A 21,259-nucleotide genomic window follows, 5' to 3' on the forward strand; every position below is an offset into this window, starting at 1 on the left:
AGCCTCATGTTTAAAAAATTACGCGGATTATTTTCTAACGATCTCTCTATCGATTTAGGGACGGCAAACACACTTATTTATGTAAAAGAAGAAGGCATCGTACTGAATGAGCCATCGGTGGTGGCAATTCGTCAGGAGCGAGCTGGTGGCCCAAAAAGCGTTGCATCAGTGGGTACTGCGGCTAAGCAAATGCTAGGTCGAACGCCGGGTAACATCAAAGCTATTCGCCCGATGAAAGACGGGGTGATTGCAGACTTCTATGTAACAGAAAAAATGTTACAGCACTTTATCAAACAGGTGCACAATAATAACTTCATGCGTCCAAGCCCTCGTGTACTTATTTGCGTACCTTGTGGTGCAACGCAAGTTGAAAAGCGTGCTATCCGTGAATCCGCAATGGGTGCTGGTGCACGTGAAGTGTACTTAATTGAAGAGCCAATGGCTGCTGCAATTGGTGCTGGCTTACCAGTATCTGAAGCAACGGGTTCAATGGTTGTTGATATCGGTGGTGGTACGACGGAAGTGGCGATTATCTCACTAAATGGTGTTGTTTATTCGTCTTCAGTACGTATCGGTGGTGATAAGTTTGATGAAGCGATTATTAACTATGTACGTCGCAACTTCGGAAGCCTGATTGGTGAAGCGACGGCTGAGCATATCAAACATGAAATAGGCTCAGCGTTTAAGAGTGAAACGCCGATTGAGATTGAAGTTCGCGGCCGTAACTTAGCTGAGGGTGTGCCACGCTCTTTCACACTCAACTCACATGAAATCCTAGAAGCGTTACAAGAGCCTTTGATGGGGATTGTAAGTGCAGTAATGGTTGCGCTAGAGCAGTCGCCACCAGAGCTTGCCTCTGATATTTCTGCCCACGGCATGGTATTAACAGGTGGTGGCGCATTACTCAAAGACTTAGACCGTTTGTTGATGGAAGAAACCGGTATTCCAGTGGTGGTTGCCGATGATCCATTAACTTGTGTGGCAAGAGGTGGTGGTAAAGCGTTAGAGATGATAGACATGCACGGTGGTGACGTATTTAGTTACGACTGATGAATTTATTATTTGGCCGAACCGTTCCTTTACAACTGCGACTTACTGTCGCAGTTGTGCTTAGTATTATTCTGATCATTGGTGACCGTTACACAGTTGGTGGGACTATGGTGCGAACCAGTTTAAACACTTTGGTCAGTCCGCTACTGTACGTTGCTAACATTCCTTATGAAGCGTTCAACTTGGGCCTGAAAAGTCTCAATACCAGAGAAAAGCTGCAACAAGAAAACCAAGCACTCAGAGAAAAACAATTAATACAGAGTGAGCAATTACAGCAACTTCAGTTTTTGCAAAAAGAAAATCAAGAATTGCGCGCCTTATTAGGTGCTTCGGCTAGGGAAACCAATCAACGTTTAATATCTCAAGTGTTGTCTGTTCATTCGAACCCTTATAGTCATCAGGTGGTGATTAATCGCGGTACTATTGATGGGATAAGCGAAGGGCAGGCTGTTATTGACGAAATGGGCATTGTTGGGCAGCTAACTCAAGTCGGTACAACGACCTCAAGAGTGCTGCTTATGACAGATACCACCCATGCGACACCGGTCAGAATATTGCGTAATGACGTTCGCACTGTGGTTGAGGGGACGGGTAAAATCAATAATGTTCGCCTTGCTCATGTACCGCATAGCATGGATATTCGCATTGGCGATGTGTTGGTCACTTCCGGGCTTGGTGGTACTTTCCCTGAAGGCTATCCGGTGGCTGTAGTTACTGAGATAGACCGAGACGAAGGCCTACCATTTGCACAAGTACAGGCAGAGCCGATTGCACAACTAGATCGCATTCGCTTACTCGTGGTGTTAGGTAAACGCAGCCAAGAGGCAATAAATCATGAGTAAACATAGCAACTTATTGATTGCATTGAGTGTCTTTGTTGCGTTAATCATGGCACTTATGCCGTTGCCTTTTTCACTTGAACCATTTCGTCCTGACTGGGTATTATTGGTGTTGATGTACTGGTCTTTGGCCGTCCCTCACCGTGTGAATATTGGTTGGGCTTGGATGACTGGCCTGATAATAGATTTAGCGATGGGCGCGCCACTCGGGGTGAACTCGTTGACCTATTCCATTTGTATTTATATTACCGCCAGCAACTTTCAGAAAATTCGTAATTTCTCCATCTGGCAGCAAGCAGTGCTGATCGGGCTATTTCTCGCGCTCTATCATTTGTTACAATTTTGGCTTAATCATTTCTTGCTTGATATCTACTTTAACCCGCATTATCTGTGGCCTGCGGTTACGGGCATGGTGTGCTGGCTGTGGATATTCCCACTGCTGAGAAAATATCGTAGACAGTTTAGGATCAGATAATGTCTATCTCTTTATATTTAGCTTCGGCTTCTCCGCGTCGCAAAGCGCTACTTTCTCAGCTGGGCTATTCGTTCGAGCAATTTAGTGTTGATGCTGACGAAAGTCCGCTAGACGATGAAAGCGCATTACAGCTTGTAGAGCGTTTAGCGTGTTTAAAAGCGCAATCAGGTGTGGCGCTAGGGTATACCGACAAGCCGGTTCTTGGCAGTGACACAGTGGTTGTCATTGACGGAGAAGCGCTTGGTAAGCCTCGTGATAAAGCGGATTTCAAAGCGATGATGCAGCGTCTTTCTGGTCATACGCATCAGGTGATGACGGCGATTGCACTTGCAGATACAAGCAAAGTACTGAGCGATGTGATTGTGACCAATGTGACTTTTAAAACGCTGAGCGAAACTGAAATTGATGCCTACTGGGACACCAACGAGCCGCAAGATAAAGCGGGTGGTTACGGGATCCAAGGGGTAGGTGGACGCTTTGTAACTGAGATCCAAGGTAGCTATTTTGCAGTTGTCGGCTTACCTTTATATGAGACAGACGAATTAATTCAACGGTTTTTAAAATAAAATATGAGTAGCGAACTACTAATCAACGTCACCCCAAGTGAAAGTCGCGTAGCCTTAATCGAAAATGGGGTGCTGCAAGAAGTTCAAGTTGAACGGATCGGTAACCTAGGCATCGTCGGTAATATTTATCTTGGCAAAGTAAGCCGAGTTCTTCCTGGTATGCAGGCTGCTTTTGTGGACATCGGCTTGGAAAAAGCGGCATTTCTACATGCGTCAGATATCGTGAACAGCGCTTCTATCGAAGAGGGGGTGGCCGAGTCCCCAGTTAAGAAAGTGCAGGACATTCGTGAGCTGGTGAAACAAGGCCAGTTCATTATGGTACAAGTAGTCAAAGATCCGCTTGGCACAAAAGGCGCTAGATTGACAACGGATATCACTATTCCCTCACGTTATTTGGTGTTTATGCCTGATGCGACGCATGTGGGAGTGAGTCAACGTATTGAAACCGAACAAGAGCGTGACCGGTTAAAAGAGATCGTTGCACAATATAATGACGAAAACGGTGGTTTTATCGTTCGTACCGCTGCTGAAGGCGCTTCGGAAGCAGAGTTACAGCATGATGCGGAGTTTTTGAAAAAGCTTTGGCAGAAAATTGTAACTCGCCGCCGCAAAACGAGCAAAGCAAAAATTTTGCATGAGGATCTTACCTTAGCATTTCGCACCTTGCGTGATTATGTTGGTGAGGACATGGAGCGTATCCGTGTTGACTCAAAGTTAACTTACCAAGAGCTAAAACTTTTCACTGAAGAGTTTGTTCCCCAGCTCGCAAGTGCACTTGAGTATTACCCAGGTGAGCGTCCCATTTTTGACTTGTTTGATGTTGAAACTGAGATCCAAAAGGCACTACATCGAAAGGTTGAGTTAAAGTCTGGTGGCTACCTTATCATTGACCAAACAGAAGCAATGACAACGGTTGATGTCAATACTGGCGCGTTCGTTGGCCATCGTAACCTCGAAGAGACGATTTTTAATACCAATGTTGAAGCAACGTCAGCAATTGCGCGGCAACTAAGGTTACGAAACCTTGGTGGTATCATTATTATCGACTTTATTGATATGGTATCTGACGAGCATAAACGCCGAGTATTGCACTCTTTAGAAACTGCGTTGTCTAAAGACCGAGCGAAAGCCAATATCAATGGACTCTCTGCACTTGGTCTTGTAGAAATGACCCGCAAGCGCACGCGCGAAAGTCTAGAGCATATTCTTTGTGATGTGTGTCCATCTTGCTCCGGTCGTGGTTCACTAAAAACGGTCGAAACCGTTTGTTATGAGATCCTACGGGAAATCGTGCGTGTGAATCGTGCTTATGATGCCGACAAGTTTATGGTTTATGCCTCGCCAGCGGTGAGCGAAGCCTTGATCAACGATGAGTATCATAATTTAGCTGAGCTTGAATTATTTATTGGTAAGCAGGTTAGCATTCAAACTGAGAGCTTATATAGCCAAGAGCAGTTTGATGTAGTAATGATGTAAAGGGTAGCGGTACATGCAGGCTAAGGCCGTCTGTTTTTTCTGCCTGCGTAAAGCGTGGCAAATATTTGCGATCACTTTAGTGACACTCGCGGTGCTGGTGTCTGCGCTGAAGTACGCCTTGCCCTATGTTAATGATTATAGAAGTAACATCGAAGCGCTGATCCAAAAGCAACTGAATGTTGATATTAGTATTGGCCAGATCAGTGCGAGTTGGGAAGGCAATGGGCCTGCTCTGGTGTTGGAATCGCTCTCTTTTAAAGACAATAAAGACTCGCCAATCTCCATTAATATTGCCAAAACCTCTTTGCAGCTCAATGTATTTGAGTCTGTACGACAAATGCAGATCGCATCTAACTATTTTGTACTGGAAGGGTTTGAGGCCGATATAGATCTGAGCAAATTAAGCGCGGCTCAAGATCAAGGTGCTTTTGAGCAGCAAGCATTAATTGAAAGCCTTTTCTTAGGTGATGTTGGGCATTTTGCGGTGCAAAACAGTCGTCTTAATATCACCTTTTCTAGTGGTAAGACCCACAGTTTATTATTGAAAGATTTGGTGTGGCAAAACTCTAGTGCATTACATGAGGGGGCAGGAGAAATCGCATTACCTGGGTTTTCTCAAGGCCAGTTTAACGCTCGTCTTTCTTTGTCGGGGCGAAAGCTACGTGAATTGGCGGGGAATATCTATGTATCCGCGGATAAGGTTAATCCGGTCGATTGGTTAGAAGAGCTTATCACCTTAGCACATCCTGATCTTAAAGCAGACATCAATGCTCAGCTATGGCTAGGCTTTGAGCAAGGTACGTTGCAAGATATTACAGTGGATATCAAACCCAGTACGTTGACTTGGCAAGAAGACGAAAATCAGCGCTCATTGGTATTAGACGATGCGCAATTTCTGTTAAAGCCAGATCAGCAAGGTTGGTGGGTGCAAAGTAGTGGTATCCAGTTTAGTCGCAATCTAGAAGCGCTTGCTCCTATTTTATTTGAAGCGAAATGGCATAAAGATAACAAGACCTTTTGGTTAAAGGATATTAACGCCAACTTTTTAGCTGAGTTAGCACAACTTGCTAAATTCCCTGGACGAGATTTGCTGTATGGCATGAATCCCAATGGTCAACTGAGCGCAGCGAAATTCAGTCTTGGTACTAATAACGCTTTTGCGGCATGGGGAGTTATTGAAGAGATAGCTTTTGAGCCATTTCATGGGATCCCGGGAATTTATGGTACCAGATTAGAGGTGAGTGCGACTGATGAGCAAGTTAGGCTCAATTTAAGTGCTGAACAAACTGAATTACTATCCAAAGAGACCTTCAAAGATAATATTAAGCTCCAGCAGCTCAGTGGTGATGTCTATATTCGCAATCAACAAGCACAAGGCTGGCAAGTTTCCAGTCCCAACTTTTGGCTTAGTAATCAAGACGTAGCGTTAGCTACAGAATTTTCCTTGCAGTTATCAGATGACCCTCGGCTTGATTTATATGCGGAGCTACTCGGTGGGCGTGGTGAAATCGCTTCACAGTACTTTCCTGTCAGTATTATGCGTAAAAGCTTAGTTGACTATTTAGAAGCAGGGATCCAAGGTGGTCAGCACTTGCAGACTCAAGTCTTACTGAGTGGGGCGCTTTCACAATTTCCATTCGCTGATAAGCAAGGTCAGTTTGAAGTTAAATCACGTTTGAATGATATTACTTTTGGTTTTGCACCGGATTGGCCTAGCGTTACTTCAGGGGATGTCACACTACACTTCGAAAACGAAAGAATGGATATCTACGCACACCGTGGAGAACTTGTTAATCAAAGTATTGATGAGGGTGTCATTGTGAGTATTGCGGATCTAAATCACGCTGATGTGCTGACTGTTGATATTAGTCACTCCACAGAAGCGAGCACGCTACAGCCTTTCTTTGCGGCAACGCCGCTCGCAGATCCACTCGCGAATATATTAGATATTGTTCAAGGTAAAGATGATGCAAAAGGGGATGTGCAATTGGTCGTCGACCTGAAATCAGGTGCCGTACATGCTAAAGGTGACATCTACCTAGACAACAATCCTGTTTTTTTGGCAAAGCCTGGCATGCAATTACAGCAAGTGAAAGGTGTGGTTAGCTTCGATGATGACACTATCAAAGTGAATAATTTGACCGCTAAGTGGCTGGACATGCCCCTGTCGTTGGACTTATCAGGGAGCGGAGATAAGCAAAATTATCAAGTCACGACCAAGGTCAGTCTTGAAGCTGGGGTTGAGCAACTGCAACCGCACGCAAATGGAATTATTGACGGCTACTTTGAAGGCAATAGCGTGCTGAGCACTGAGCTTATCCTTAATTTTGCCGAAGCTGGGTTTAACTATAAAGCCAAATTTGCTAGTGATTTACGGGGGATCGCGAGTCACTTACCCGATCAATTCGGCAAACCTGCTGATCAAGCTAAACTGCTAAGCGGCACAGTATTAGGGGATGATATTTCGAATCTTGTTACGGCAAGCCTAGATAATCAATTGTATTTTAATGGCATCGTTGAAAATGGATCCGGTGCGATGCGTAATGCACACCTGATAATTGGCAGTAAAGATGAAGGCTTAAATGCATCCGGTTTTGATATCACAATCAAACAACAAGAAGTCGAGCTGTTGCCTTGGTTACCACTGATCAACCGCATTATCAAAGCGCCAAATTCAGGTTCCGACCCTGCATTTCTACCAGCACTGAATCAGGTAAATGGTTCTTTCTCAAAAGTAACATTCTCTGAGATCCCTTTCCATGATGTTGACTTTACTATGGCCGCGATTGACGGCGCGATGCAGCTTAAAATCAATAGTAAAGAAATGCGCTCACAAGTGGCTATTCCAGCGTCAAACTCAAGCCGGCCTATTCACATTAATAGTGATTATTTACGTCTAAATTTACCTAAGTCGGAGCCGCAAGCGCAAGAGACAGTGGAAAAAGACGTTCACTCATTAGATTGGTTGTTGAGCTTACCTGCAACCGAATTTGTGTGCGGTGACTGTAAAGTTGATGAATATCAGTTAGATCAGGTCAATATGTCGTTGTTTGGGGATGGTAATAGACTCAATATTTCAGAGTTAGTGATTGACAAAAAAGATCATAAACTCAATGCCAGTGGCCGGTTTGAGCAAGGTAAAACGACGCTAAGTGGCGCGTTAAACAGCAATGACTTTGGTGAACTAACGGATGAGTTTGATATTACTTCGACAATTAAAGACTCCCGCGCCAACATAGATTTTGTCCTCAATTGGCAAGGCGCGCCATACGAAATGGATTTACCTAGCCTAGGAGGCGAGTTGACTTGGCGCTTAGGAGAGGGCCACTTGGCAGAAATAAGCGACAAAGGAGCACGTGTCTTTTCATTGCTGAGTTTGGACTCTTTGATCAGAAAGTTACGCTTGGACTTTAGGGATGTGTTTTCTAAAGGTTTTTTCTATAACAGTATGAGTGGTTCGGTACAACTAACGAATGGTATTGCGATCACTGAAGATTCAAAGCTCGATGGCGTGCCTGCGGATCTAACGATACGTGGCTATGCCGATCTCAATACTCACGAAATTAATTATGATTTAGCCGTCGCACCACAAGTCACGTCGAGCTTACCTGTGATTATGGCATGGGCGGTGAACCCTGTGACGGGGTTAGCTGCACTGGCATTAGATAAGGTTATCCACTCGGCGCGAGTGATCTCTGAGATTAATTTTAAAATCACCGGAACGATGCAAGAGCCGGTGGTTACCGAGGTTGATCGTAAGAGTAAAGAAATTGAGTTACCCAAACCGGTTGTGCCTCTTAGTGAAGAAGCTATGCCAGATGGAGCTGATGAGAATATCAGTAAAGAAGCACCAGCAATGAATTCAGAATCACATCCAAGTGCTACACTTAAGCATAGTGAGCAACCTCTTGTGTCGCAAAATAAGGAAAGTGGTAATGGCTAAGGTGATTGCATTGCCAATGTGCTCGGCTAAAGCACCCCAAACAAATATAGATTACCTTAAAAGTCAGCTGGTTAAGTTAGTGGTGGAAGAGCCAACCTTAGTGTGTTTACCTGAAACTTGGCTGGCGTTTTGCGACAATGCGCAACAGGCTTGGGAATATGCGCAGCATAACGAAGCACTGCTCCAAGAGCTCTCAGCGCTTTGTCAACAACATAACATTTGGTTGGCGGCAGGTACCATCGCGATACCAAGCCAGAGCGATAAATATCTGGCTGCGAGTTACTTATTTGATTCGAGTGGCGAAATCGTAGCACGCTATAATAAGATCCATCTGTTTGACGCCGATGTGAGTGACAAAACTAAACAATACCGAGAGTCTGAGCGAACAGAGCGTGGACAGGATGTCGTGGTAGTGGATAGTCCATTTGGCAGAATTGGATTAAGCGTGTGTTATGATCTGCGCTTTCCAGGTTTGTTCCAAATGATGAGAGCGAAGGGAGCTGAGCTATTTTTAGTCCCGAGTGCTTTTACCTGTGCAACGGGTAAGGCACACTGGCAGCCATTATTACAGGCGAGGGCGATAGAAAACCAATGCTATGTAGTTGCAGCCGCGCAAGTTGGTTGTCATGAAAATGGCCGAGAAACCTATGGTCACAGTTTAATTGTATCGCCTTGGGGTGAAGTCTTAATTGACTCTGGTGCGAATTTAGAACCTATTTCACAGCAGCTAGATAGTGCGTTTCTTGATTCGATCCGGCAAAAAATGCCGGTTGCGGATCATAACCGATTTAAAAGTGAGTTTTTATGAGTAATGTAGAGCAGAATTTACTGACCAATAGCCAGCTGACACGTGAGCAATTATCACAGACTCTCGAGTATATTCATCAGCACAAAGTAAATTATGCCGATCTGTATTTTCAATCAAGCTACCACGAAACTTGGGTGCTGGAAGACGGCATAGTCAAAGACGGCAGCTACAACATCGAACGTGGTGTTGGTGTGCGTGCAGTGAGTGGTGAGAAGACTGGCTTTAGTTATTCTGATGCCATCAATATTGAAGCGTTAACCAAAGCAGCAGAAGCTGCGCGTAGCATTGCGCAAGCTGGCGAAAGCAGTAAAGTTCAAGTATTTAGCGATGTAAAAGTACCCATTCAATTTCAACCAGCACAGCCAATTACCAGCATGAGTGATGCGGATAAAGTGGCTTTACTTAGAGAGCTTGAACAGTGCATTCGCGATTTAGCGCCTGAGGCGCAGCAAGTGGTCAGTTCGCTGTCTGCGGTATATGAAGAAGTGTTAATTGCCGCAAGCGACGGTACATTTGCAACCGACATTCGCCCGTTAATACGTTTAAATTGTTCGGTACTCCTTGAGAAAAATGGTCGCAGAGAGCGTGGTAGTGCCGGTGGTGGTGCGCGTTTAGATTATGGTTACTTTAAAGAGTTAGTAGACGGTGCACCGAGATGGATGCAGTTTGCCAAAGAAGCTGTGCGCCAAGCACGCGTGAATCTTGAAGCCATTGATGCACCAGCAGGTGCGATGCCTGTGGTGCTCGGTTCTGGTTGGCCGGGCGTTTTGTTACACGAAGCTGTTGGACATGGCCTAGAAGGTGATTTTAACCGTAAAGGTGCCTCTGCATTCAGTGGCAAAATAGGTGAACAAGTCGCTTCGAGTCTTTGTACTGTGGTGGATGATGGCACAATAGCCGACCGTCGCGGCTCTTTGAATGTGGACGATGAAGGTACGCCAGCGGCATACAACGTACTGATTGAAAATGGTATTTTGAAAGGCTATATGCAAGATAAGCAAAACGCGAGCTTAATGGGCGTGGCGCCTACAGGTAATGCGCGTCGTGAGTCTTATGCCCATTTGCCGATGCCGAGAATGACAAATACCTACATGCTTGCGGGTGAGCACAGTCAAGAAGAGATCATTCGTAGCGTAGATAAAGGCATTTTTGCTAGTAACTTTGGCGGTGGTCAAGTGGATATTACCTCCGGTAAATTTGTATTCTCAGCGTCTGAAGCCTACTTAATTGAGAATGGTAAGATAACCCAACCCATTAAAGGCGCAACGCTTATTGGCAATGGCCCAGAGGTGATGAAAAAGGTCTCTATGGTAGGTAATGACCTTGCGCTTGATAGAGGCGTTGGGGTATGTGGTAAAGATGGTCAAAGCGTCCCTGTGGGAGTCGGTCAACCGAGTTTGAAGATTGACGAAATTACTGTCGGTGGCACAGCGTAATACTACCTGCAAAAACAAACTTGAAAGGTAAACAGGCCCTAATCATAAGTAAAAAGGCGCATCAGCGCCTTTTTATGTTGTATCAGAGCCACAACACTGCGTTACGGCATAATCGCTTCTTTTAAATACTGGAACAGCTCTTTGTAGGCTTTGCCTGGCTTCTCAGCTTTTACTTCTTTACTTGCTTGGCGCGCCATCTGGCGCATTTTTTGACGCTCAAGTTCAGGATACTTATCCAATAGCTCATTAATCTTGCTATCTCCTTTGGCAATCACTTCATCGCGAATAAGCTCAATCTTATTCAGCAATACGTCTGCTTTATTGTTCTTATTTAGCATCAAATCCATCGCAGCCTGAATATCTTCGATATTTGGAGTACTACGCAATGTCTTGGCAATGTAGTTCATATGACGACGGTAAGCATCTGTTTTAGCACGGATCCTATCCGCAACAGTCATGGCCTCTTTAAGCTCGTCCGTTAGAGGTAACTTCTCACGCTGCTTCTTGCCAAGCCCTGCAATTTCGCAGCCTAGTTCATGCAACTCAAGCGCTTCGCGCTTAAGCTCGCTTTTTGAAACGTAAATAATCTCTTCTTCGGTCGTTTGCTCGTGTTTAGCCATCGGTCTTGTCTATACTAGTAAATATTAAAGTCTCTAACATTAGAGTATACCACAATTGATCACTACAATAGTTAGTAGCTGTGATAGCATATTAACTAATATGTTTTAGTTAGACGAGCGAGCGGATAAGGTATCTATGACTCAACCTCAACAACACCCTATATATAATCAAATTGATGATGTGAAAAATGCAGTTGCCGATGTGTTAGCGCATGCTAAAAAACTAGGTGCAACCTCGGCAGAAGCGGCGATGTCTAGCACCTCTGGTCTGTCTGTAAGTACACGAATGGGAGAGGTTGAAACCATTGAGTTTAATCAAGATGGTGGTCTTAGTATCAGCGTTTATGTGGGAAATCATAAAGGCTCAGCATCAACCGCGGATCTGAGTCCTGAAGCCCTGCGCTCAGTGGTTGAAAAAGCCGTAGATATTGCTCGATTTACCTCGGATGATCCCTGTAATGGTGTGGCGGATAAAGCCTTGCTAGAGATGTCTCCAGCAGATTTAGATCTTTTCCATCCTTGGCAAGTTTCTCCCGATGAAGCCATTGAGCAATGTATTGCTGCTGAAAAAGCTGCGTTAGCATTCGATCCTCGAATCGTGAATTCTGATGGCGCGAGCTTATCGAGCCACCAAGGGATCCGTGTATATGGCAATAGTCATGGCTTAATTGCAGGGTTCCCACGTACCAGACACAGCCTGAGCACCATGGTGATTGGTAAAGAGGGTGAGCAAATGCAACGGGACTCTGCATATGCGTTATCTCGCGTGCACACGGAGCTAAAATCCCCTGAAGAAGTCGGTTTAGAGGCGGCACAATCAACGCTTGCAAAATTAGGCAGTCGTAAGGTGTCAACGCGCAAAGTGCCTGTTATTTTTCGAGCGGATATTGCTAACAGCTTATTTGGGCACTTAGTGTCAGGTATTGGTGGCGGCGCGCTATATCGTAAGTCTAGCTTCTTGTTGGATTCTTTAGACACACAAATTTTTAATCACAGCGTTAACATTGAAGAGAAGCCACATTTATTAAGAGGGCTTGCTTCTAGTCCTTTCGATAGCGAAGGTGTAAAAACCATCGACCGTGAAATTATCACAGATGGCGTGCTCAATACTTACTTATTGGCAAGCTATGCTGCACGTAGAATGAATATGCAAGCGACAGGTCACGCAGGTGGGATCCATAACTGGTTAGTAAAGCCAACACACGACGATTTAACCAGCCTACTTGCGTCGATGGGCACTGGTTTGTTAGTCACTGAACTTATGGGGCAAGGTGTTAATACGGTAACTGGTGATTACTCTAGGGGGGCTGCTGGTTTTTGGGTCGAAAATGGAGAACTTCAATATCCTGTAAGTGAAATTACTATCGCTGGTAATTTAAAAGGTATGTTTATGGGGATTGAAGGCGTTGGCGCTGATATTGAATGCCGAGGCGCAGTACAAACCGGCTCTATACTACTCAATAATATGCAAATAGCGGGCGAATAACTCCCTCTCTCAGCTCAAGAAATGCTGGTTTTAACCAGCATTTCCCGCCGTTTCGACACTGTTACTGCTACACTAATAACCAAGTTGCGGTGCCAAGGAATGCAAAGATCCCTACGATATCAGTAACAGTTGTTAGTACCACACTACCAGCTAGCGCTGGATCGATATTCATTTTCTTTAACATAATTGGAATACTGGCACCCGCGATACCCGCTGCGACTAAGTTCATAAACATTGCGAAGGCAATTACAGCACCGAGTGTAAAATCCCACTGCCATATAGCAATAACTCCAGCGATCAAGACAGACCAAAGCACGCCGTTTAAGGCGCCGATCGCCAGCTCTTTACCCATTAAAAACTTTTGGTTAGTTTGGTTAATATGACCAAGGGCAATACCACGTATAACTAGGGTTAGCGTTTGGCTACCGGCAACGCCACCCATACTTGGTACTATGCCATTTAACACCGCGAGAATAGGTAAAATATCCAGGGTACCTTCGAAGAAGCTTGCGACAAACGCTGCCATCAAGGCGGTTAAAAGGTTAATCCCAAGCCAAATAGAGCGGCGCTGGCTACTTTTTAGAACTGGCGCAAAGGTGTCTTCTTCATCTTCAAGACCTGCCATACTTAACAAACTGTGCTCGGCATCTTCACGGATGACGTCAACAACGTCATCAATGGTGACACGACCAAGTAAATGGGCGTTATCGTCAACGACGGGAGCTGAGATCCAGTTATGACGCTCAAAAAGCTGCGCCACTTCAGACTCATCCATGGAGATAGGGATCGTTTCCTTATCTTCATCCATCAAATCTCGAACCATACTGTCAGGAGACTTAGTTAATAAGGTATTGACTGGTAAGGCACCCAAGAAACAGTTGTCTTTATCGACAACATATAGCTCATCTGTGCCGTCTGGCAATTCGCCTTTAAGGCGTAGATATCTAAATACAACTTCTAAGGTAACATCGGGTCGAATAGTGACCGTGTCGGTGCTCATTAGCGCACCGGCAGAGTGTTCCTTGTAGGACAAAGCTTGTGTCGCACGTTCTCTATCTTGGCTATCCATCGCACCGATAACGTCTTGGTAGACGGTATCAGGCAGGCTTCTTAGGACATCACCAAGGTCATCGTCGTCCATGTCTTCTGTAGCGGCGGCAATTAGCTCCGGCTCCATCTGGGCGATGATCCCAAGTCTTACGTCCTCTGACAGTTCCTCTAAGACATCCCCTTGGATATCTGGGTCAACAAGCTGCCACAGCATAGAGCGAACTTTATGAGGGGATGATTCTAAAAGCAGTGCAGTGTCACAAGGTGCTGTTTCTGCGAGCATACGCCTAACTTGAACAAACTGACCACTGTTTAAGGCGTTAGTTACCTTTTGGAGTTGTTCCAGTGTGTAGTCTTGTTCAAATACTTCAGGCATAGGCATCCTTTTTGATATTAATGGTGGCTAACGTGATTAAGTTAACCCTATTCATTTATTTTATCGCAGAAATCAATTTCTTAATTTGAATTTTATTCGTGTTGTTTCTGCTGGTGGGTTGCTATCGTTAATACACGTTAAAGGTGTACGCAACGATAAAGTAGGATTTTCCGGCAACTCGCTTTACTGCACGAAAGAAACCTAAATTGGTATTACAGTGTAACTCAGTTTATTAGGAACTACCAAGGTTTACGCTTAATTATGAGAGACTTATTAGACCACTTTGGTTACGGAGGAGGGGGAGATTAGCAGGGAGTAAATGAATCAGGCCTTATTGTTTTACTGACGATTACTCGGATTCATTAAACTTATTTTCTATCAGTCCGCCAATGGCGTCTAGTGCATACTGAGCATCAGGACCTTCACAAACCACTCGGACTTCTTTCCCTTGGCTGCTTTCAAGTAACAACAGCGCTAGTACGCTGTCAGCAGCAGCACTTTTGTCTCCTTGATATAAGGTCACTTCGGCATCAAATTGGGTTGCTAATTGCGCAAGAACCGTCGCTGCTCGAGCGTGCAGGCCGAGTTTGTTTTGGATTAAAAACGTATCTTCTAACATTTAACCCTCTTGCTCTCGGTGACGAATTTTGACGTTGGGATGGGTTTTAGCAAAACGTTCACCAATGGTTTGCGCTAAGTATACCGAGCGATGTTGCCCACCTGTACATCCTATTGCGATCGTTAGATAACTGCGATTGTTACGCTCTAAGTGTGGTAACCAAGTTTGTACGAAGGTTTGGATCTGCCAAGTAAACTTTTGCACGATGCTGTGACTCGACAAATAGTCTTTGACTGGCTGATCTAAGCCAGTTAGCGGCTTAAGCTCAGGCTCCCAATGTGGGTTGGGTAAAAAGCGCGCATCAAAAACGTAATCCGCTTGTTTTGGGATGCCGTGTTTAAAGCCGAAAGATTCAAAGGTAATAATGAGTTGTTTGTCTTTTTTACCTAAGATTTTTTCGCGGATATCTTCTGCAAGTTGATGAACGCTCAGGCCTGTAGTATCAATGAGAAAATCGGCGCGAGTGATCAGCACGTCTAACAATTCCCGTTCTTTCTTTATCGCAACATCTAATGGAAGATTATGCAGTGAAAGAGGGTGCAAACGTCGTGTTTCTGAGAAGCGCTTTATCAGGGTTTGATCGTCACTGTCTAAATAAAACAGGGTAGGTTTGGCAAAGCCTGGTAAGTATTCAAGAATGTCATTAAACTCGTCCTGTTCTTTAGGTAAGTTTCTAACATCAATACTGACTGCAATTTTATTATAATTGTCCGAAACACTGCGGACTAAAGACGGTAGCAAATTGACTGGAATGTTATCCACACAATAGTAGCCTAAGTCTTCCAATACTCGAAGCGCTACAGATTTACCAGAGCCTGAGCGGCCACTGATAATGATAAGCTCGAGTCCTTTTTCTTCATCACTCATCAAGTTCACCTTGGATCACTGCATATAACTCATCATCACTTTTTGCTTGCCTAAGCATTTTGCAAAAAGACTTGTCTTTGAGTGTATCAGCAATCGCCGCTAAGGTCTTCAGGTGTTGTTGATTATCACCTTCAGGTACGATGAACGCGACAAAAATATCGACAGGCTGCTTATCTATGGCTTCAAACTGGATCCCTTGCTCGCTGACAAGCACCATTGCAAGGATTTTATCCAAACCTTCAAGTCGACCATGGGGAATGGCAATGCCTTTACCGATCCCTGTGCTGCCTAATTTCTCTCGCGCCATTAAGGCGTCCAAGATAGCATGCTGACTGGTATTTGGAATTTGGCTATGAGCCAGTTCGCTGATGTATTCTAAAATACGTTTTTTGCTATTAAAAAGGACCGCAGCTTTACTGCAGTCCTTGTTCACTAATTCACTTAATTTCATCTTAGTGTCGAGTGAGCTTCTCTTTGTGTTTAATAACTTGACGATCTAGCTTGTCGATAAGGCCATCAATTGCGGCATACATATCTTGATGCTCTGTTGATGCAAATAGCTCGCCGCCGTTTACGTGTAATGTTGCTTCTGCTTTTTGTACTAGTTTCTCGACATCAAGGATCACATGCACATTATTGATATGATCAAAGTGCCTTTCTAGCTTCGCAAACTTGTTGGTGACATAGTCTCTTAATGAGTCAGTAATTTCTACATGGCGACCAGTTAGATTTAGTTGCATAAGCATTTTTCCTTCTTGGGTTTTACGTCTTATATCAAGCTTTTACGCTGATTTGACGGTGGAATGGCTAGGGATTCACGATATTTTGCAATCGTACGTCTCGCTACCTTAATTCCTTGCTCAGCTAAGATATCTGCAATTTTGCTGTCACTCAATGGCTTCGCGGTATTCTCTGCAGCTATCAGCTTTTTGATAAGTGCTCTAATTGCTGTAGAAGAGCACTCACCTCCATTTTCCGTACTTACATGGCTAGAGAAGAAATACTTCAGCTCAAATATTCCCCGAGGTGTATGCATGTATTTTTGTGTTGTCACACGGGAAATTGTGGACTCATGCATCTCAACCATTTCAGCAACATCATTTAGCACCATAGGGCGCATTGCTTCGGGGCCATGTTCAAAGAATGCCTGTTGTTGTTGCACAATGCAATTGGTAACTTTTAATAAAGTATCATTTCGGCTTTCTAAGCTTTTAATAAACCACTTTGCTTCTTGTAAATGTGAGCGAATAAACTGACTATCCGTACTGGATTTCGCCGTTCTAGACATCGCAGCGTAATGGTCATTTACTCTTATTTTAGGCATAGCATCAGGATTTAGCTCTACGACCCAACGACCTTTTACTTTTTTCACCGATACGTCAGGGATCACATATTCAGGCTCTTCATGAATAATGCTTGCCGCAGGCTTTGGGTTAAGGCTATGTATTAACGTCATGACCTCTTTGAGATCGGCTTCTTTAAGGCGCGTTTTCTTAGCCAAAGTTCGATAGTCACGGCTGGCAAGCAAGTCGATATGCTCTGTCAGGATCATTTTTGTTTCGGCAATCCATGGGGTATCTGGGGCGAATTGGTTGAGCTGAATGCATAAGCATTCTTGTAAACTACGCGCTGCGATACCGACAGGGTCAAAAAGCTGAATGCGTTTGAGTACGGCTTCGACTTCATCTAGCTCAATAGGCTCTTCGCTATTCTCGTCATTAATGCTTTCTAAAATGTCTTCGCAAGACAGTGTTAGAATGCCTGACAGGTCGACCGCTTCAATAATCGCAATCGCAATAGCTCTATCTGTTGGACTAAATGGTGTCAGTTCGAGTTGCCACATGAGATAATCGTGGAGAGATTCAGAGGTTTCCCCTTGATAAACATTATCGTCATCGGGAAGTGGACCTGAGCTTGCAGCAGGCGCTGCACTCATATACTCGTCCCAAGTGACATCCATGGCAAGGTCATCGCTCACAGTGTCTTTGCTCATGGCGGTATCTGAGTCTATCTCATAGTCACTAACCTGCGTTTCATCGGCTGAATCTTGATTGTCGTCAGCACGGCTCTTTTCTTGGCTGTGTTGGTCAGCGTTTTCGCCGTCAGTATTATCACCTTCTTCCACTTCCAACAATGGATTGCTGTCTAATGCTTCTTGTATTTCTTGTTGCAGATCCAATGTACTAAGCTGCAGCAAGCGAATGGCTTGTTGCAGTTGCGGAGTCATTGTAAGTTGCTGCCCCATGCGCAGCTGTAATGATTGCCTCATGTATCTCTAACAATCCTTTTTAACAGTTATTAATACTACGTCTTAACTATAGCTTGAATTGTTCGCCTAGGTAGACATCTCTTACGGTTTGATCTGCCAAAACATGTTCTGGCGTGCCTGCAGCGATTAACTCACCATGTGAAACGATGTAGGCCTTTTCACATACGTCCAGTGTTTCTCTAACGTTATGATCGGTGATAAGCACACCGATACCACGGTTTTTTAGGTGCTCTATGATTGTCTTTATATCTAACACCGAAATAGGATCAACACCAGCAAAAGGTTCATCTAACAGGATAAACTTAGGGTTTGCGGCTAAAGCGCGAGCAATTTCGACTCGTCTTCTTTCGCCTCCCGACAATGCCATGCCCTGTGAGTCGCGAATGTGTTGAATATTAAACTCATCCAGTAACTCGTTTAGTTCAGCTTCTCTTTCAACTTTAGATAAGTCTTTTCGAGTTTCTAAAATCGCCATCAAATTTTGATAGACCGTGAGTTTTCTAAAGATTGAAGACTCTTGCGGTAGATAGCCAATACCAAGTCGTGCACGGCTGTGCATCGGTAACAAAGTGATATCTTCGTCATCAATCTGAATATAGCCTTTGTCGCTTGGTACTAACCCTACAATCATGTAGAACGTAGTGGTTTTACCTGCACCATTTGGTCCTAATAAGCCTACAATACTGCCAGCCTGAACACTTAAACCAACATTTTTGACGACCTGACGACCTTTATAACTCTTTGCTAGACCAGTTGCTTTGAGCTCGCTCATTAATTGTTACCTTCTTCCTGCGCTTTTTTCTCTTTAGCGTCTTTTTTGTCATCAACAGGAACAAGGATGGTTCTTACTCGAGAGTCTTCTTGGTCTGAGCGCTCAGCGCTGATCAATTGCTTTTCAATGTCATAGGTGATGACTTGAGCATTGATTTTTTGCCCAGTTTGATTGATTTCAGCATCACCAGAAATCACTAGGGTTCCCTTCGCTACGTCGTAACGGATTTCATTTGCTTTGGCTTCTAGCAAGTTGCCATCGGGTTGACGTTCGCTAAAAGTGGCAGGGCTGCCAGTTGCCACAAGCAGTTGCTTGTTAATGCCAAGTTCCGCGCGACGGTGGACCTCTAGGCGATCGGCATTTATCTTTCTGTTGCCATGAATAATAACAACATTCTGTTCAAAAATACCGATGTTGCTTTGCAGTTGAGCTTGCTGACGGCCAGCATCAATAATGACTTCATTTTGTTCTGCAGCAATTGCTAGAGTAGAACTTGCAAGCAAGCCGATGAAAACTAGTTTGTTAATGATTTTACTGGTCATAATAAATTGTCTTTGTGTGGTTGATGAGTTCGATCACTTGCTTTTGTAGATCCGCATGCAGTCCTTTACCTGTGATCCTAAGACTAGGACCGTTGATAACGACAGGGTGTTCCGACTTCATCAATTTTTGCTTAATTTCAACTCTTACATTATCGGCATTGATATCCGTGATCATGGCGTTAGGCGTTAAATTCTTTGCCAACACATTGCCCTCTAATATCAAGGTGTTGTTTTCGTATAGGGTTGCTTCTAATGCGCTTATTTGCCAATTCTGTTCACCGTTATATAAGGTGAAAATGGGCTTTTCAAAGTGACTAAAGCCAAGATCTTGATACAACTCCATCTTATCAGCAGTTACCTGATAGTTTAATAAGCCATTTTCACTATAGGTCGTTTGCTGAAGCGTGGTTGCAACATAATCGGGTTTAGCTAACGGTTCATCTTCTTTTGCTGGATCCGCCTCTGATGGATTAAACATGGGCGACCACATCCATACCATTAAAGAAGCGAAAACAATGAGTAAGATGACACGCAATACGGTCATGTACTTGATCCTTTGGAAGTCAATAAGTGATTTTGGCTGAGCATTAGAAGATCAGTTAGTTCTCTCACGGCACCAAAGCCACCTGGCATCAAGGTCGTGTAATGGGCGATATGTTTAACAAGAGGATGTGCATCATTGACGGCAACGGCAAAACCAACTCGTTCCATTACGGGTAGATCTGGGCCATCATCACCAATATATGCAATTTCGTCATCATTAAGGTTGAGCTTAGTCTTCAGTTCATCATATGCCACTAACTTGTTTTCTTGACCTTGGTAAATATAAGTTACATTTAAACTAGTCATGCGTTGCTGAACTATTTGTGAATGTCTACCTGTGATAACGGCGACTTCGATACCACTATCAATCAAGGCCTTAATACCAAACCCGTCTTTGGTATTAAATGCTTTCAGTTCTTCACCATTGTTACCAAGGTATATACGGCCATCTGAGAATACGCCATCAATATCGCAAATTAATAATTTGATTTGTTTTGCTTTTTCCCAAGCTTCAGTTGAAATCGTCTGATATAAATCTTCAAATTGCATTACAGCACCCCCGCTCTAAGTAAATCTTGCGTATTCAAGGCGCCAACTGGAATGTTGTTTTCGTTCACCACAATCAAGCCGTTAATCCGTTTGGTTTCCATAATATTGAGTACCTCAGCTGCGAGCATATCGGCGCGTGCCGTCGTACTTTTAGCCGTCATCACTTGCGTGATTGGGGTGGTGTGAATATCGACCTTTTGTTCGATAATACGGCGCAAGTCACCATCGGTAAAAATACCTTGCAATTGCGAGCTTTCATCTACGATTGCCGTCATACCTAAACTTTTAGCGGACATTTCAAATAAAGCTTCTTTAACTGTGCAATGACTATTGACCATAGGGATAGCATTCCCTTGATGCATGACATCAGCAACGGTTAGCAGTAGACGTCTTCCCAAACTACCACCAGGGTGGGAAAGTGCAAAATCATCAGCCGTAAAGCCTCTGGCTTCAAGTAGCGCAACCGCGAGCGCATCACCCATCACTAGCGTAGCTGTGGTGCTTGCCGTGGGTGCAAGTCCTAATGGGCAGGCTTCTTTTGATACTTTAACACAAAGGTGAACCGTCGCATTACGAGCCATCGTAGAGCTTGGGTTGCCTGTCATGGAAATAACGGGGGCCCCTAAGCGCTTAATTACAGGTAGGATTGAGATCACCTCTTGGGTTTCCCCTGAGTTGGAGATCATCAGTACCACATCATCTTTGGTGATCATACCTAAGTCGCCGTGACTTGCTTCACCTGGATGAACAAAAAATGCGGGGCTGCCAGTACTTGCGAGTGTCGCTGCGATTTTGTTACCGATGTGGCCGGACTTACCCATGCCAATCACGATGATGCGACCTTGACAGCCAAACATAATTTCACAGGCTTTTACAAATTGCTGATCAACAAACTGTTGCACTTCTTCTATTGCTGCAAGTTCGGTAGCAAAAACTTGATTTGCAGAATCAATAAATGGGTTCGTTGTCACAA

Annotated in this window: 21 protein-coding genes; 9 read left to right on the top strand and 12 right to left on the bottom strand. The window is 44.3% G+C overall.

Annotated features, from left to right (window positions below; all coding sequences use genetic code 11):
- Positions 1-6: 6 nt before the first annotated feature.
- The 8 genes from GSF13_RS06915 to tldD are packed head-to-tail and all read left to right on the top strand — an operon-like array spanning position 7 to position 10,593.
- The gene (locus GSF13_RS06915) at positions 7-1,050 is read left to right on the top strand and encodes a rod shape-determining protein (protein WP_010376642.1); all 1,044 of its coding nucleotides are present in this window, start codon (positions 7-9) and stop codon (positions 1,048-1,050) included.
- On the top strand, positions 1,050-1,892 hold the full coding sequence (mreC, locus tag GSF13_RS06920) for a rod shape-determining protein MreC (RefSeq protein ID WP_010376644.1): 843 nt from the start codon (positions 1,050-1,052) through the stop codon (positions 1,890-1,892). The genes GSF13_RS06915 and mreC overlap by 1 nt, the downstream gene beginning before the upstream one ends.
- Positions 1,882-2,364, top strand: coding sequence for a rod shape-determining protein MreD (mreD, locus tag GSF13_RS06925; RefSeq protein ID WP_026001073.1), 483 nt, complete (start codon positions 1,882-1,884; stop codon positions 2,362-2,364). The genes mreC and mreD overlap by 11 nt, the downstream gene beginning before the upstream one ends.
- Entirely contained in the window at positions 2,364-2,930 is a 567-nt protein-coding gene (locus GSF13_RS06930; RefSeq protein WP_039492943.1) for a Maf family protein, read from the top strand. Before mreD ends, GSF13_RS06930 begins: the two co-directional genes overlap by 1 nt.
- 3 nt (positions 2,931-2,933) lie before the next feature.
- Positions 2,934-4,406 carry a ribonuclease G gene (gene rng / locus GSF13_RS06935; protein ID WP_010376650.1) on the top strand — a complete coding sequence of 491 codons (1,473 nt, stop codon included), beginning with the start codon at positions 2,934-2,936 and terminating at the stop codon, positions 4,404-4,406.
- Between the two features lie 13 nt (positions 4,407-4,419).
- Positions 4,420-8,349, top strand: a complete 3,930-nt coding sequence (locus GSF13_RS06940; protein ID WP_211867598.1) for a YhdP family protein — start codon at positions 4,420-4,422, stop codon at positions 8,347-8,349.
- The gene (locus GSF13_RS06945) at positions 8,342-9,157 is read left to right on the top strand and encodes a carbon-nitrogen hydrolase family protein (protein ID WP_174170501.1); all 816 of its coding nucleotides are present in this window, start codon (positions 8,342-8,344) and stop codon (positions 9,155-9,157) included. The genes GSF13_RS06940 and GSF13_RS06945 overlap by 8 nt, the downstream gene beginning before the upstream one ends.
- Complete coding sequence (gene tldD / locus GSF13_RS06950) at positions 9,154-10,593, top strand: metalloprotease TldD (RefSeq protein WP_174170500.1); 1,440 nt, start codon at positions 9,154-9,156, stop codon at positions 10,591-10,593. The genes GSF13_RS06945 and tldD overlap by 4 nt, the downstream gene beginning before the upstream one ends.
- A 101-nt stretch (positions 10,594-10,694) precedes the next feature.
- Here tldD and yjgA read toward each other — a convergent pair whose 3' ends face one another.
- Positions 10,695-11,213: a ribosome biogenesis factor YjgA gene (yjgA, locus tag GSF13_RS06955; protein ID WP_211867600.1), complete on the bottom strand. Its 519-nt coding sequence runs from the start codon at positions 11,211-11,213 to the stop codon at positions 10,695-10,697.
- A 136-nt stretch (positions 11,214-11,349) separates the two neighbouring features.
- On the opposite strand from yjgA, the gene pmbA reads away from it, so the two are divergent.
- A complete protein-coding gene (gene pmbA / locus GSF13_RS06960) occupies positions 11,350-12,699 on the top strand; it encodes a metalloprotease PmbA (RefSeq protein WP_211867602.1) in 1,350 nt (449 codons plus the stop codon).
- A gap of 67 nt (positions 12,700-12,766) precedes the next feature.
- Here pmbA and mgtE read toward each other — a convergent pair whose 3' ends face one another.
- The 11 genes from mgtE to GSF13_RS07015 all read right to left on the bottom strand — a co-directional run bounded on the left by mgtE (position 12,767) and on the right by GSF13_RS07015 (position 21,257).
- Positions 12,767-14,125: a magnesium transporter gene (gene mgtE, locus GSF13_RS06965; protein ID WP_206473426.1), complete on the bottom strand. Its 1,359-nt coding sequence runs from the start codon at positions 14,123-14,125 to the stop codon at positions 12,767-12,769.
- 349 nt (positions 14,126-14,474) lie between these two features.
- Positions 14,475-14,744: an HPr family phosphocarrier protein gene (locus tag GSF13_RS06970; protein WP_010376658.1), complete on the bottom strand. Its 270-nt coding sequence runs from the start codon at positions 14,742-14,744 to the stop codon at positions 14,475-14,477.
- On the bottom strand, positions 14,745-15,611 hold the full coding sequence (gene rapZ, locus GSF13_RS06975; RefSeq protein WP_010605937.1) for an RNase adapter RapZ: 867 nt from the start codon (positions 15,609-15,611) through the stop codon (positions 14,745-14,747). It lies immediately after the preceding gene.
- Entirely contained in the window at positions 15,604-16,062 is a 459-nt protein-coding gene (gene ptsN / locus GSF13_RS06980) for a PTS IIA-like nitrogen regulatory protein PtsN (RefSeq protein WP_010605936.1), read from the bottom strand. Before ptsN ends, rapZ begins: the two co-directional genes overlap by 8 nt.
- A 1-nt stretch (position 16,063) precedes the next feature.
- Positions 16,064-16,351 carry a ribosome hibernation promoting factor gene (gene hpf / locus GSF13_RS06985; RefSeq protein WP_010376661.1) on the bottom strand — a complete coding sequence of 96 codons (288 nt, stop codon included), beginning with the start codon at positions 16,349-16,351 and terminating at the stop codon, positions 16,064-16,066.
- Positions 16,352-16,380: 29 nt separating this feature from the next.
- Positions 16,381-17,880: an RNA polymerase factor sigma-54 gene (locus GSF13_RS06990; RefSeq protein WP_102055981.1), complete on the bottom strand. Its 1,500-nt coding sequence runs from the start codon at positions 17,878-17,880 to the stop codon at positions 16,381-16,383.
- 46 nt (positions 17,881-17,926) lie between these two features.
- On the bottom strand, positions 17,927-18,652 hold the full coding sequence (gene lptB, locus GSF13_RS06995) for an LPS export ABC transporter ATP-binding protein (protein WP_010605934.1): 726 nt from the start codon (positions 18,650-18,652) through the stop codon (positions 17,927-17,929).
- Positions 18,652-19,194 carry a lipopolysaccharide transport periplasmic protein LptA gene (lptA, locus tag GSF13_RS07000; protein ID WP_010605933.1) on the bottom strand — a complete coding sequence of 181 codons (543 nt, stop codon included), beginning with the start codon at positions 19,192-19,194 and terminating at the stop codon, positions 18,652-18,654. The genes lptB and lptA overlap by 1 nt, the downstream gene beginning before the upstream one ends.
- On the bottom strand, positions 19,184-19,738 hold the full coding sequence (lptC, locus tag GSF13_RS07005; protein ID WP_010605932.1) for an LPS export ABC transporter periplasmic protein LptC: 555 nt from the start codon (positions 19,736-19,738) through the stop codon (positions 19,184-19,186). Before lptC ends, lptA begins: the two co-directional genes overlap by 11 nt.
- Positions 19,735-20,286 carry a 3-deoxy-manno-octulosonate-8-phosphatase KdsC gene (gene kdsC / locus GSF13_RS07010; RefSeq protein WP_010605931.1) on the bottom strand — a complete coding sequence of 184 codons (552 nt, stop codon included), beginning with the start codon at positions 20,284-20,286 and terminating at the stop codon, positions 19,735-19,737. The genes lptC and kdsC overlap by 4 nt, the downstream gene beginning before the upstream one ends.
- Positions 20,286-21,257, bottom strand: coding sequence for a KpsF/GutQ family sugar-phosphate isomerase (locus GSF13_RS07015; RefSeq protein ID WP_211867604.1), 972 nt, complete (start codon positions 21,255-21,257; stop codon positions 20,286-20,288). Before GSF13_RS07015 ends, kdsC begins: the two co-directional genes overlap by 1 nt.
- Positions 21,258-21,259 lie beyond the last annotated feature (2 nt).

The sequence above is a fragment of the Pseudoalteromonas sp. M8 genome, assembly GCF_018141365.1.
In the GTDB taxonomy this organism is placed as follows: Bacteria; Pseudomonadota; Gammaproteobacteria; order Enterobacterales; family Alteromonadaceae; genus Pseudoalteromonas.